This is a genomic window from Rhizobium sp. MHM7A (assembly GCF_005862215.1).
In the GTDB taxonomy this organism is placed as follows: domain Bacteria; phylum Pseudomonadota; class Alphaproteobacteria; order Rhizobiales; family Rhizobiaceae; genus Rhizobium; species Rhizobium bangladeshense.
The window spans coordinates 195,930-209,311 of the sequence record NZ_VCHT01000005.1 but is presented as its reverse complement, the minus strand read 5'-3'; the positions used below and the strand labels follow the sequence as shown (position 1 = coordinate 209,311).

13 protein-coding genes and 1 pseudogene are annotated in these 13,382 nt (G+C 60.5%); 2 read left to right on the top strand and 12 right to left on the bottom strand.

The features are described from left to right. Positions 1-11: 11 nt before the first annotated feature. The 4 genes from purU to FFR93_RS19245 form a co-directional block, all read right to left on the bottom strand. A complete protein-coding gene (gene purU, locus FFR93_RS19260) occupies positions 12-896 on the bottom strand; it encodes a formyltetrahydrofolate deformylase (protein ID WP_138394386.1) in 885 nt (294 codons plus the stop codon). Positions 897-1,211: 315 nt separating this feature from the next. Then, a complete protein-coding gene (locus FFR93_RS19255) occupies positions 1,212-2,228 on the bottom strand; it encodes an acyltransferase (RefSeq protein WP_138394385.1) in 1,017 nt (338 codons plus the stop codon). Positions 2,229-2,282: 54 nt separating this feature from the next. Further along, positions 2,283-3,563: a hypothetical protein gene (locus tag FFR93_RS19250; RefSeq protein ID WP_138394384.1), complete on the bottom strand. Its 1,281-nt coding sequence runs from the start codon at positions 3,561-3,563 to the stop codon at positions 2,283-2,285. 2 nt (positions 3,564-3,565) lie between these two features. Beyond that, positions 3,566-4,615 carry a glycoside hydrolase family 5 protein gene (locus FFR93_RS19245; RefSeq protein WP_138394383.1) on the bottom strand — a complete coding sequence of 350 codons (1,050 nt, stop codon included), beginning with the start codon at positions 4,613-4,615 and terminating at the stop codon, positions 3,566-3,568. A gap of 136 nt (positions 4,616-4,751) precedes the next feature. Between FFR93_RS19245 and FFR93_RS19240 the strand changes: the two genes are divergently transcribed. Together FFR93_RS19240 and FFR93_RS19235 are read left to right on the top strand one after the other, a co-directional pair. After that, positions 4,752-6,362, top strand: coding sequence for a GumC family protein (locus tag FFR93_RS19240; RefSeq protein WP_138394382.1), 1,611 nt, complete (start codon positions 4,752-4,754; stop codon positions 6,360-6,362). A gap of 61 nt (positions 6,363-6,423) precedes the next feature. Next, positions 6,424-6,756, top strand: coding sequence for a hypothetical protein (locus tag FFR93_RS19235; protein WP_064707641.1), 333 nt, complete (start codon positions 6,424-6,426; stop codon positions 6,754-6,756). Positions 6,757-6,761: 5 nt separating this feature from the next. Here the strand turns inward: FFR93_RS19235 and FFR93_RS19230 are convergent, their stop codons facing one another. From FFR93_RS19230 to rfbF, 8 genes and pseudogenes are all read right to left on the bottom strand, one after another. Next, the gene (locus FFR93_RS19230) at positions 6,762-7,427 is read right to left on the bottom strand and encodes a GNAT family protein (RefSeq protein ID WP_138394381.1); all 666 of its coding nucleotides are present in this window, start codon (positions 7,425-7,427) and stop codon (positions 6,762-6,764) included. A 23-nt stretch (positions 7,428-7,450) separates the two neighbouring features. Then, a complete protein-coding gene (locus tag FFR93_RS19225; RefSeq protein WP_138394380.1) occupies positions 7,451-8,209 on the bottom strand; it encodes a CmcI family methyltransferase in 759 nt (252 codons plus the stop codon). A gap of 32 nt (positions 8,210-8,241) precedes the next feature. Beyond that, complete coding sequence (locus tag FFR93_RS19220; RefSeq protein ID WP_138394379.1) at positions 8,242-9,390, bottom strand: DegT/DnrJ/EryC1/StrS family aminotransferase; 1,149 nt, start codon at positions 9,388-9,390, stop codon at positions 8,242-8,244. Positions 9,391-9,586: 196 nt separating this feature from the next. Continuing rightward, positions 9,587-9,778 (bottom strand): annotated as a pseudogene (locus FFR93_RS19215) (glycosyltransferase family A protein); the annotation flags it as partial. 2 nt (positions 9,779-9,780) lie between these two features. Further along, on the bottom strand, positions 9,781-10,323 hold the full coding sequence (gene rfbC / locus FFR93_RS19210) for a dTDP-4-dehydrorhamnose 3,5-epimerase (protein ID WP_138394378.1): 543 nt from the start codon (positions 10,321-10,323) through the stop codon (positions 9,781-9,783). Then, entirely contained in the window at positions 10,320-11,555 is a 1,236-nt protein-coding gene (locus FFR93_RS19205; RefSeq protein WP_138394377.1) for a class I SAM-dependent methyltransferase, read from the bottom strand. The genes rfbC and FFR93_RS19205 overlap by 4 nt, the downstream gene beginning before the upstream one ends. Beyond that, positions 11,552-12,616: a CDP-glucose 4,6-dehydratase gene (rfbG, locus tag FFR93_RS19200; RefSeq protein WP_138394502.1), complete on the bottom strand. Its 1,065-nt coding sequence runs from the start codon at positions 12,614-12,616 to the stop codon at positions 11,552-11,554. Before rfbG ends, FFR93_RS19205 begins: the two co-directional genes overlap by 4 nt. Then, the gene (rfbF, locus tag FFR93_RS19195) at positions 12,607-13,380 is read right to left on the bottom strand and encodes a glucose-1-phosphate cytidylyltransferase (protein WP_064707649.1); all 774 of its coding nucleotides are present in this window, start codon (positions 13,378-13,380) and stop codon (positions 12,607-12,609) included. The genes rfbG and rfbF overlap by 10 nt, the downstream gene beginning before the upstream one ends. Positions 13,381-13,382: the final 2 nt, after the last annotated feature.

Here is a 13,382-nt window from a genome sequence, read left to right as displayed (position 1 = left end):
CCTCTACCGACTCACCCCATGCGTTCGGATGCGTAACTTCCCGGGCTGGCCGGGAAGACGACGGTGCGGTTGCCGTTGATGAAGGTGCGGTGATGGATATGGGCGTGGATGGCGCGGGCCAGCACCTGGCTTTCGACGTCGCGGCCGATCGAGACATAGTCGTCGGGCGACTGCGCATGGGTGATGCGCGCCGTGTCCTGCTCGATGATCGGGCCTTCGTCGAGGTCGGCGGTGACGTAATGGGCGGTGGCGCCGATCAGCTTGACGCCGCGTTGATAGGCCTGCTTGTAGGGATTGGCGCCCTTGAAGCTCGGCAGGAAGGAGTGGTGGATGTTGATGATCCTGCCCGACATCTGCTTGCAGAGCTGGTCGGAGAGAACCTGCATGTAGCGGGCGAGCACGATCAGCTCGGTGCCGGTCTGCTCGACGAGGTCGACGAGCTGGGCCTCGGCCTGCGGCTTGTTCTCCTTCGTCACCTTGATGTAGTGGAAGGGGATGTCGTGGTTGACCACGACCTTCTGGTAGTCGAAATGGTTCGAGACGACGCCGACGATGTCGATCGGTAGCGCCCCGATCTTCCAGCGGTAGAGCAGGTCGTTGAGACAATGGCCGAAGCGCGACACCATCAGCAGCACCTTCATGCGCTTGTCGCTGTCGTGGAATTCGTAATCCATCTCGAAGGGCGCGGCGACGGCGGCAAAATCGGCGCTGATTTCGGGGCCGGAAAGCCCCTCCTCGGAAATGAAGCTGACGCGCATGAAGAACCTGCCGGTATCGAGGTCGTCGAACTGGCTGGAATCGATGATGTTGCAGCCCTTCTCGGCCAGATAGCTCGAAATCGCCGCAACGATCCCGCGCGTCGATTGGCAGGATACCGTCAATACATAGCTTTTCATGTCTCTCCCTCTTCCCTCTTGGAGGTCGCAGCCCGTGCTTAGATCAAAGCTCAAGCCGCGAACAGGCCGGCGCACTTTCATTTATGCGACAAATTGCAAGATAAACCATCACGTTCCTGCAAGTTCTCTCATGGCTGGCATCAGCTTAGGAGAAGTTGCTCGAAACGCTGTGCCGCCAGCGCCGCCCGGATGTGTATTCTCGCCTTCAGTGAGCGAAATTAAAGCATGCCGCTGAAAGCTGATGGGCAAATTGCGACATCGAGAGGCGGGAAACCAAGGATGTGAAGGGCGAAAATTGAATCCGAAGGTTTACATCTAGGCTGGCGGTCGGCTCACGATCGCCGCTTTCCGGCGCGGCGTGGTGATTTCATGGACGATTGCGCCGCCGATCGACGAGAGCACCAGCGACAGGATCACGAAAAATACCGGCTGCTGCAGGATGTCGATCTGCAGGCGGTCCGAAGCCACCCTCAGGAAAGCGAGAGTGAAGGCGTGGGTGATATAGATGCTGTAGGAGCAGTCGCCGAGATAATTCAGCCATCCCAGGACCGGTAGCCGGGAGAAGTCGATGGAAACTGCCCCGTAGACGATAAAAATCGCGGGGATTCCCCAGGCGTAGAACCGGCTCTCCGGCGGCATCAGCGCTTCGTTGACGAGGAGGAAGGCAAAGCCGGTGGCCAGTGCCGCCCATGCCCAGCGTTTCGGCAGAAGCACCTTCTGCCCGTAAAGCCAGCCGAGCACTACGCCGGCGAGGAACTCCAGCATGATCGGTTCGCCGTAGAACCGCGTGCCTGCCGTTTGCGGCAGCAGCCGGCAGGCAATCAGGATCACGGCAAAGACGGCAAACATCGCTGGAATCCGCCGGGCTTCCGAGAGCGGCAGCAACAGCGCAAACACGAAATAGAAGAACATCTCGTAATTCAGCGTCCAGCCCGGCACGACGACGGGGGCAATCGTGCTTGGATCGGCGGCATTGGCCCATGGCAGAAAGAACAGCGAGGCGATGAGATGCGGAAGGTCGAACACTGTCGATTTGAGCAATGATGGGGCCACCAGCGCCACGACAGCCGAAAACAATGTTGCCAGCCAATAGAGCGGGACGATCCTCCTGATGCGACGGCGGGCGAAATCGATGGGACTCATCGCGCGCCCGCTCGTCGTCAGCCACATCACGAAGCCGCTCAGGACGAAGAAGATGTCGACGCCGGTTTCACCATACAGAAAAGCGGTGGCGTCGACGGCGGGATTGACCTTGGCAAGCTGCAAGATCGCATGGAAATAAACGACCATCAGTGCCGCAACAGCGCGCAGATATTGAAGCTGGACAAGCATCCGATGTCTTGCTCCTCAGGCTCGCGGGCGCCGGCTTCTACCGTGCCGCTGCGGTCAACTCGGTACATCTGCCGCACGACCCTGTAGGATGCGCGGGCTGTCGTGGAAGCGCATATATCCGACGACGAACCACAAGAGGCCGGCAATCTTCATCGAGAAAACAGCGGTGCCCCCGATCATCATATTCAGAAAAATGAAAAGAGAAAGTGAATGGGCGCATCGCCTCTGTGCTGCCGTACGGCCGGCGGGGAAGAGACAGACGAACATCCAGAAGGCGATGACGCCGAAGATCGTCGCTGCGTAGATCAGATAAACGTAGCCGCTGTCGGCGAACTCGGCGACCCTGTCGACCGACAGCCCGAGAACGGCGAGGGGATCGAGCTCCATGATCTTCTTCATGGTCAGGTTGATGCGACCGGTGAAATTGTCGCCCGTCGCATTGGGCTTCATGGTGTAGACGAGGAAGCCCGCGGCGATGATCAGCGGCATCAGCGCCAGATTGAAATTCCTTGGGATCTTCGGAAAGACGAAATAACCGACGATGCAGGCAAAACAGAAGATCAGCATTGTGCGCGTATCGTTCGTTACCAGGATCAGCACGGCCGTGCCGATGAAGAGTAGCCGGTCCCAGCGGCCAGTCCTTTCCCACATGGAAACGAGGTAGATCGCGATCACGCCGCAGAAATTGGCGAGCGACACCTGCTCGAGGAAGATCGAGGAGGAGCGGTGGTCGATGATGCCGAAGGAGAAGCGCTCGGGAAAACCGAGCGCATTCTGGAACAGGCCTGTCTTGTTGTAGCTCAGCGGCAGCAGCCCGCGTGTATTGGCGAAATAATCGGACGGATGCACGATGCTAACATAGAAAGGCACGCTGACGATCTCGAAGATCAGGAAAATCAACACCGCAAGGCTTGCCCAGCGGAAGGTAAGCTTGATTGTTTTCTCGTTACTCCAGCCGCCGAGGCCGGAAAAGCAGAACATGATCAGCACATTGCGGAAGTTGTCGACGAACGGCACGCGATTGAGCACGCTGACATAGATGGTGACGACAAGCGTGAACAGCAGGAACAGGAAGGCCGGCAGATCCGTCTCGTAGATCCCCTTGTGGAGAATGTAGATGATGGCGCTTGCCAGAAGCAGGCCTTCGCTGGCGGCGACATGCGTCATCGAAAGCGGCGTGATGTTATGGTTTATGAACGCGAGAATGCCGTTATAGAGCACCGAAAGCAGGCCGAGCCAAAGCACCGGATGGTCGACGCGCGGTGTCCTCCCGGCCACATGGAGCGGCTTGTTCGCCATGGTGAAAGTCGCTGCCTTCTGATCGACGGCTGCCACAATCAGTTCCCCTTGGACTTGACGGCGCTGCAGGCGTCGGCATCGGTTTTCGCCGAGGCGGCGAGAAGCCGCATCTGCGGTCGCTCGGCACCCCTGCCCGGCTGAACGTTGAAAGGCTCGTCTGCCGGCCACCATTCGCCCGCCGCCCAGTAGGACCAGCCGAGCCAGACATCGCTATTCTCCGACATGGTGGCGTAGATCTTGGTCAGGCCGCTCATGCAGTCCTTGTCGGTGGAGGCGCCGAATTCGCCAAGAAAGCCGCGCTTATGGTTCCGCTTCAGCCAGGCGGTGACGCCGACGATCGCCTCGACAGCGGCGGCGGCACCTTCGCATGTGGCATGGGTTCCTGAAGAATCGACGTCGAGATATTGGTGGACTTCGTAAGCGTAGAAGTCGAGCGGATCGCGCACGCCCAGCATCACCGTGCCGTTGGCACCGCCGATCACATCCTTCTCCCAACTGTGAGCGCCGCTCCAGGACGTGCCCGGTACGAGGATGAGGTTGCGTGCGCCGACGGCGCGGATGGCGCGGATGGCAGCATTGGCGGCATCGAGCCAATCCGTCGCCATGATGTCATAGGGTTCGTTCATCAGGCCGAAGAGAACGCCGTCCTGATTGGCGAATTCGACCGCCAGCCTTGCCCAGAAGTCGGCGAATGCGGCGTCCGACGCCGGTGCGGTGCCGACCTGTGCCTTGTCGTAATAGCCGAAATTATGAGGGTCGAGCAGAACGGCCATGCCGTGCTTGCGGATCAGGGCAACGGTGTCCTTGATCCGCTTGATTTCATCCTCGTCGAGCCGCCCGCCGAGCGCCGGCTGCAGCCGCTCCCAGCGGAAGGGCAGCCGGATGATCGTCATGCCCTTTTCGGCGAAATAGCGGATCGTCTGCTCGCTCGGATAGATGTAGTTCGTGCCGTAGATGGCGCCGCGCTCGCCGTATTCGCCGCCCGAAAGATTGACGCCGCGATAACACGGCGCGCCGGCCGCAAAGCCCGGCGATGGGGTGAGGGCGGCCGCAAGCAGCAGCGCCACCAGATGTCGTGTCGTCCCCATGACAATCCTCGCAATCACGGCAAAGCGCGACGTCGATGGTCGCTGCATTCATCTTAACGGTCCGTTAGCTAAGAATTTCTAAAGTCGCAGCACCTCGGCTTCAGTCTTTCACGCTGGGCGGGACACGAGTGCGCGTATGAGCCAGTATGACAGGAACAGGGTGAGCCGGCTGCCCGGCTGGCGTAGTTATGAGCCGTCTCAGACTGCGTCGGAAGGCGTGCGCCTGCGCAGTCCGGTCGTTCGTCCGGATGACTTCGCCCGTCAGGAGCTCGAAACTGCCGCTCCGCCTTTGGTGCCGCCGTCCGTAAGGCCTGCCCAAACCCGCCGATACGGCGAGGCTTCGCCGGCACCCGCCGGAGAGGCTGCGGCCGATATTCGGCTGCAGGGGACATCCGCACCTGGCGCCCCGCTTCTCGACCTCCGTTCCGGCATCGCCGCAATCTGGAGCCGCCGGCTGGTGGTTCTCGCACTGGCCCTATTCGGAGCGGTCGGGGGCGGCGTGATGGCGCCGTTGATCGGCCAGAAATTCACGGCCGTCAGCAGCCTTTATTTCGACCCGCGCCAGATCGGCCTTGCCGAGACGGGCGCGCAATCTTCAGGTCCATCGCCGGAGATGATTTCGGCACTCATCGACAGCCAGGTGCAGATTCTGACCTCGGGCAATGTGCTGCGCCGCGTCGTCGAGGCGATGAAGCTCGACCAGGATCCGGAATTTAACGGCGGCAGGACGGATGGCGCGGCCGTGATCGGCGCCCTGCAGAAGGCGCTTGTCATCACCCGCCAGACCGGCACCTATGTCGTTTCGCTCGCCGCGACGACGAATGACCCGGAGAAATCCGCAAAGCTTGCCAACCAGGTCGTCGCTTCCTTTACCGAGGAGGAAAACAGCGCCTCGAACGGCCTCTACGAAAACACCTCCTCGACACTCGACGGACGTCTCGACGATCTGCGCCGGAAGGTGCTGGAGGCCGAGCAGGCGGTCGAAACCTTCCGCGCTGACAACGACATGGCCGCGACCGAGGGCAACCTGATTTCCGATCAGCGGCTCGCATCACTGAACACGCTGCTGGTGACGGCACAGGAAAAGACCATTCAGGCCAAGGCCCGTGCCGATGCGGTCGCCAGTCTCCGCGTCGAGGACATCGTCGCCGGCAACCAGATGGAAGGCGGCGCCACCTCGCCGCTCGTCAGCCTGCGTCAGCAATATGCCGCCCAGGCCGCCGCCGTCGGCAGCCTCGAAAGCCAGATGGGCACGCGTCATCCGCGTCTGCAGGCGGCCCGCTCCTCGCTGCAGAGCATATCGGGCGAGATCAAGGGCGAGTTGCAGCGCCTCGCCATCTCCGCACGGGGCGAATATGAGCAGGCCAAATCAGCCGAGGATAGCATCGCCAAGGAGCTTGCCGTCCAGAAGGCGCTGCAGGCGACGAGTTCGGACAAGCAGGTGGAACTGAACGAATTGCAGCGCAAGGCGACGGCGGCGCGCGATATCTACGAGACGGTGCTGAAACGCTCCAGCCAGACGAGCGAGGAGCAGAGCCTCAGTCAAAGCAACATCCGCGTCATCTCGCCGGCCGAACCGCCGGTCAAGGCCGATGGCCCGGGAAAGAAGATCCTGATGTTCGCCGGCATCATCGGCGGCTTCCTCGCTGGTTTCTTCCTGGGCGCCGCCTTTGCCATTTTGGCCGGCCTCTTCGGCCACCCCGTCATCAGAGGCTATTTCAGGAAATCGCCCGCCACGGCGGCTTGATCAAGCGCCCCGCCTTTCCTACATCGGCAGAAGGCGGCCTATCGCCGGCAGGAGAGTTCCCATGCGGCTGTTGATGATGCTTCTGATATCGCTCCTTGCCGTGACTGGCCTCGCCCCGGCGGCGGCCTTCGCCGTCGATTGGACGAAACCCATTCAATCGGACGTCAAACCTCTTTATCCCTACAGGGACCTTCCCGGCGTCAAGGCACAGCCGGACAAGAAGGAAGAGGAATCCTATAATTGCCGCACCGAGACCGTGCAGGTCCGCCGCCGCTATGATGAAATCTTCCGGTCCGGTGGCATGCCGACGCTGATGTATGTCTGCGACCGCGACGGCTTTGTCACCATGGGCCGCAAAGTTCCGCTCCGTGGCCATTACCAGCCAGTGCGGTGAGGCGCTCAAAAGCGCCTGCGGATGCGATCTTCAAAACGTTCAACCGGAAGCTCCATCCTGAGATAGTCGAAGCCCGCATTTGCTTGCGATCGATCTATGACCGAATAGCTGACTGCGTCCTTTTCCTCGGTTCGCCGCAGCGGCAGGCTTTCGGCCGCCGCAAAGCCCAGCCGCTTGTAAAGCCCGATCGCTTTTTCGTTATGCGAGAAGACGTACAGCTCGGCTGTCTTGGCCCCAAGCACCGAAAACATCCATTCCAGCAATGCCTCGCCGCAGTGGAGCATGAGGTTGCGAATATCGCTCATCCGCCCGCGGATGACATTGTCAAATTCGGCCGCGCCGGGCCGGATGTTGCAGACGCCGAAATTGCCGAGCCTGTTTCCGTCGAGATCGCAAATGACGAACAGGATCCGGTCTGGGGCAGGTAGCGAAATGCTCTCGAGCCAGCTGCGTGTGCGCTCCTCTGTGGCGGCAAACTGCGTCAGGAAGAACGGCATCGACTGGTTTCGCCACGCCGTCAGGTCAGCGATCAAGTCGGGCTCATCGAGCATCGACCTGTCGATGCATTGCAATTCACCCACGAACCGACCGCTATCGCTTCTGATTGGCAGACGGAGCCGTTTGCTCGCATCCGCATTGCCCTTGATGCTGACGATATCGATTTGCGGCATGCGCGATTACATCTGTCCTCTGATCAGGCCTGGCGGCAGACGCAATAGCCGCCCGGCGAGGAAGACAGAACGAGCTTTCCATTGAGCACGGGATCGACTTCGAAACGATCGGTTTCCGCCAGATAGTCCGTAATCGCCTGCAGCGGCTCGTTGCCGCGCAGCCAGACCTTGGACCGCTTGGTGAATGCCTGCTCCTCGGTCAGGTGGCCGATGAGGGTGTCGGCGACGACAAGGTAGCAGCCTTCGCTTACCAGAGGGCCGTAGGCGCGGCATTCGGCAAGAACATGCTGATAGGAATGGTCGCTGTCGAGCACCACCATCACGCGGGCGCCCGGCCAAATCTCGGCCTTCACGGCAGCAAGCACCTCGTCGTCGACCGAGCCGCCCTGAATCATTTTGATCCGCCCCGACATGGGATGAGATTCGATCGTTTCACGATTGTGAGCGCGAATGTCGATGTCGACACCGATGACTTTGGCCTTGTCGTTACCAGTAGCGGCGAGGATCGACGCCATGAAGATTAGCGAGCCGCCGCGCGCCACGCCGGTTTCGATGATGACATCGGGCTTCGTTGCCCAGATGACTTCCTGAGTCGCGAGGATATCGGCTGGAAGCTGAATGATCGGCACGCCCATCCATGACCACAGATAAAAATAGTCGAATTTGTCGAGCCCGATGAGGGTGTTCAGCGACTGCTGGAAGCTTGCCTCGTCCTGGCCGAGAGCAAGCGACATTTCCCGCTTGTGGGCTTCGAATTCGAGACGGTCGTCCTTGGTGGTCATGACTAATGTTTATCCTTCGCTCTATGGCTGTCTCAGGCCGACTGCTGCAGTGCCGGGCTGTTGTGGTAGGTTCGCCCGGCGGCCACATCGAGCAGCGTCGCCGCTACCTTATCGATATCGGCTTCACTCATGTCGTGGTAGCTCGGCAGATTGATCGCCCGGTCGGGAATACTCCAGGCATTCACGTTCTCCGGCCGATCCTCAAACATGGAGAGGCTGGAGAGGGGATAGAAGAAGACTCGGGCGTCGATATTGGCGGCCTCGAAAGCCTGCTGCATCATCTCGCGGGTAATGCCGGTCGACGGATGAAACACCGCAGTCGGCATCCACGCCCCGTTGATCGTGCCGCTGTATTCCGGATTCATCGAAAGGCCGGGCAGGGCGGAAAGCCGTACCATGTAGGCGGCGAGGATTTCCCGCTTTCGGGCGACCAGCTCTTCGATGCGCTCGAGCTGTCCGCAGCCGATGGCCGCCTGAATGTTGGACATCTTGTACTTGAACCCGATCTCGTCGGGCCAGAACTGCTTGGTTTGGCCGCGTGCGCGGCCGTGGTTGCTGAGCGTCAGCACCCGCTCGTAAAGCGCGGCATCGCTGGTGACGAACATGCCGCCTTCACCGGTCGTCAGCGTCTTCGTGCCATGGAAGGAAAAGGTGCCGAAGGCGCCCATCGAGCCGGCGCGGCGGCCGTGGTAGACGGAACCGATCGCTTCGGCCGCATCCTCGATCACAGGGATGCCGGTACGTCTGCCGATTTCGAGCAGCGCATCCATCTCGCAGAGATTGCCATAAATGTGAGTCGCGACGATCGCCTTGGTCTTCGGGGTTATGTGCCGTTCGACCTCGTGCGGATCGATGCACCAGGAATCCGGCAGCACATCGACGAAAACAGGCTTGGCGCCAAGGTGGAAAATTGGCGAGACGGTAGCGACCCAGTTGGTGTCAGCAAGGATCACTTCGTCGCCTTCGCCGACACCAAGTGCAGCCAGGCCCATTTGCATGGCGCCCGTGCAGCTCGAAGTTGCAATGGCGAAGTCGCTGCCGAGATAGGTCTTGAAGTCGCGTTCGAAGCGGTTGATGTAGTCGTAACAGCGTGCGCCCCAGCCGGTTGCTGCCGCATCCGTGGCATAATCGGTTTCAAGCTGGGTGATGGAAGGCTTGGTATAGAAGATCCTGTTTGTCATGCCGCTAATTTCTGTTGAATGGATCAAGACGCAGCCGCCCGCCGCGACCCTAGTTTCTGAAACTGGTGCGAGGCTCACATGATGATGTGCCGAGCGAGATCATGTTCGTGGAACACGAGATTGGGCAGGTAGCCGAGTGCCACGAAATATTTCCGATCGCGGTCAGCGCTGACGAAGACGGCGGTGCTCTCCAGCGAATCAGTATGTCGTCGTCGGCGAGATAGATGAGATATTCACCCCTGCCGAGGCGCACAGCAACCTCACGCTTGTAATAGCGGATCGGCAATCCGTGACTGATGAATTCCTCGACAACCCGCCGGGTGCCGTCAGTGGAGGCGTTGTCGCAGATGACGATTTCGAAGGGAAAGTCAAACCTATAGTTGATGTCGCTCAAATGCTCGTCTCCCGGCTGTAGCTTTCAAGCGCGGCGTCTCGCTCGCTGATGACGCTCGGCTCGAACGGCCAGGCAATGGAAAAGGCGGGATCGTCCCAGCGGACGCCGCGGGCAAGCTCCGGCACAAAGACTTCCGACATCTGGTAGAAGAGCTCGCAGTCGTCCTCTAGCGTCAGGAAGCCGTGTGCGCATCCGGCAGGTATGTAGAAGGCATTGTGACTGCGAGCATCGAGCTCGACGGAGGCCCATTGGAGATAGGTTGGGGAATCCCGTCTCAGATCGAGCGCCACGTCGAAGACCCTGCCGCGCGTGGCGCGCACCAGCTTGATCTCCGGCCGGGGATCAGCCTGGTAATGCATGCCGCGCAACGTCCCGCGCTTGTGATTCTGTGAGACATTACACTGCGGGTAGACAGGCACGAGGCCGCGATCGGCAAAGCTCTTGGCATCGAAAGTCCGGGCAAACAGCCCGCGTTCGTCAGAGCGCGCGTCGACTTCGACGACAAAAGCACCCGAAACCGCGGTCGGAACGAATTTCATCCGATCACCGTCAGTTCAGGGACGGCGACGGCGAAGCGTCCACCCCAGGCGCTGACCCTGCTGTTGGCTGCTACGACCTCGTTCTTGATGTTCCACGGCAGGATGAGAACGTAATCCGGCTTCGTCTCGTCCATCTTTTCCGGCGCATAGATCGGCAGCTTGCTGCCCGGCAGGTAATGTCCCTGCTTGTGCGGATTACGGTCGACCACGTAATCGATGAGGTCGGTGCCGACGCCGCAGAAATTCAGGAGCGTGTTGCCCTTGGCGGCGGCCCCGTAGGCCGCGACCGACTTGCCGTCACGCTTAGCCTGCTTGAGGAAGGTCAGCAGCCCATCCTTGATCGGCGCTACGCGGCTCTGGAAAGCCTCGTAGGTTTGGACCGTGTCGAAGCTTGCGGCTGCTTCGTCGGCGCGCACCTTGGCGACGCCGGGGCCGGTCGGATGAGCGGTCGACGTCGTGCGGCAGGCGAGCACGCGGAGGCTCCCGCCATGGGTCGGCAATTCTTCCACATCGAATACGGTAAGGCCGTGCGCCGCAAAGGCCTTCTCGACGGCCAGCAGCGACAGATAGTAGAAATGCTCATGATAAACGGTATCGAACTGGATGTTTTCCATCAGCCGCAACAGATGCGGGAATTCGACGCTGACGATGCCATCCGGCTTCAGAACGGCAGAGAGCCCACCGACGAAATCGTTGATGTCGGGGACATGCGCCAGCACGTTGTTACCAATGACGATGTCGGCGGCAAGGCCGCGGGAAACGAGATCGGCGGCCGTTTCCCTGCCGAAGAACCGGGCCTCCGTGGGAACACCGATCTGCCGCGCAACTTCTGCAACATTTTCGGCCGGCTCAATGCCGAGCACCGGCACGCCGGCCTCGACAAAATGCTTGAGGAGGTAACCGTCATTGCTCGCCACCTCGATCACCCGAGATGCCTGGCTGAGGCCGAAACGATTGCGCGCCATGACGGTGAACTGGCGCGCATGCTCAACCCAACTGTCGCTGTAGGAGGAGAAATAGGCGTAGTGGCTGAAGATGTCTTCCGGCGGAACGAAGGCATCGGCCTGCACCAGCCAGCACTCGGAGCAGACGAAGGCGCGCAACGGATAGGAAGGCTCCGGCTGCTTGAGCTGCTCTTCCGTGAGATAGGCGTTGGCAAGCGGCGTCGAGCCCAGATCGACGAAGCGATGTTTCAAGGGAGCGCGGCAGAACCGGCAATTATGCGCTGTCATGATATTGCTTCCTCATAGGCCGCGATCTGCCCGAGCGAGAAGGCGCGCATGTCTGCTCCTTCGCGGTTGGCCTTGTACCAGGCGGCTGTCCAGTCGATTGTCTGTTGCAGGCTCAGGCGCGGTCGCCAGCCGATGGCCGATAACGCGAGCTCGGAGCTCAGAGTCAGGGCGGGTGCTTCCGGCAGATGCGCTCCCGGTGCCAGTCTCCAGACGTCTTTGACGCCATGGGCAAGACCCAGAGCTTCGGCAAGGTCCGACACTGTCGCGAAACTCTGCGGATCTGGGCCAAAATTGAGGGCTGCGGGCAATTCATCCCGGCCCGAAAGCGTCAGAGCCGCGGCAAAGGCCAGATAGCCGCCGAGCGGCTCCAGCACATGCTGCCAGGGGCGGATTGCCTCGGGATAACGGAGCATGATCGGCTGATTGCTTTCGAAAGCGCGAATGAAATCCGGGATCAGCCGGTCCCTCGACCAGTCGCCGCCGCCGATGACATTGCCGGCGCGGACGGTGGCGACCCTGATGTCGCGCCCTTTGAAGAAGCTGTCGCGATAACTCTGGACGACGAGTTCGGTACAGGCTTTGGAGTTGGAGTAGGGGTCCTTGCCGCCGAGTGTATCCGTTTCGATGAAGGGAACACCGCTGCCGTTATTGGCATAGACCTTGTCCGACGTGACGACCAGAACGGTCTTGACCGAGGCCGCCTCGCGGACGGCATCAAGAACATTCGCTGTTCCCATGACATTGGTCGCGAAAGTTTCGGCAGGGTTTTCATAAGAGCGTCGCACCAGGGCCTGGGCTGCCATGTGGATGACAATTTCGGGCTCGAAAGCGATGAGGTGCTGCTTGAACGCGGCAGCGTCACGGATGTCGGCTATGTGATGGCCTTGTCCGCTCCAAGGTGAAAGCCGCCGATATAGGGAAGGATTGGTTTCGGGCTCCAGTGAGACGGCCGTCACCTCTGCTCCGAGCTTTTCCAGCCAGAGCGAGAGCCATGATCCCTTGAACCCGGTGTGCCCCGTCAGGAATACGCGCCTGCCATTCCAGAAGTTCGTCAGGCCCATAGCTTCCACGGTGCCTTTCCGGAATTCCAGAGTTCTTCCAGATGAGTGCGCTCGCGAAGCGTATCCATCGGCTGCCAGAAGCCGTCATGTTTGAAGGCGGCGAGCTGGTTGTTGGCGGCAAGCCACTCCAGCGGCCCGGCTTCCCAGATGGTATCGTCGCCGGGGATGAGATCTACCACCGAAGGGTCGAGCACGAAGAAGCCGCCATTGATGCGCTGACCGTCGCCCTTCGGCTTCTCGACAAAGGAGGTGATGAACTGCCCTTCAATGTTCGTGGCACCGTAGCGTCCGGGCGGCGACACCGCGCACATTGTCGCCTTCAGGCCGTGGCTGCGATGGAAGGAGACCTCAGCAGCGATGTCGATGTCGCCGACGCCGTCGCCATAGGTCATACAGAAGGGCTCGCCCGGGATCAGATGGTCGCGAATACGCCCGATGCGGCCGCCGGTCATCGAATGCATGCCGGTATCGACCACGGTCACGCGCCAGTTGGGGCGTGTTCCGCCGTGATATTGGATGCTGTTGGCGCCGAGATCGACGGTGATGTCGCTGTGATGCAGAACAAGGTTTACGAAGTATTCCTTGATCATGTAGCCCTTGTAGCCGGCGCAGATAATGAAATCATTGAGGCCATGATGGGCGTAGATGTTCATGATGTGCCAGAGGATCGGCATGCCGCCGATTTCGACCAGAGGCTTGGGGCGGACGCTGGTTTCCTCGGCAAGACGCGAGCCAAGGCCACCGGCGAGAATTACGACTTTCATCC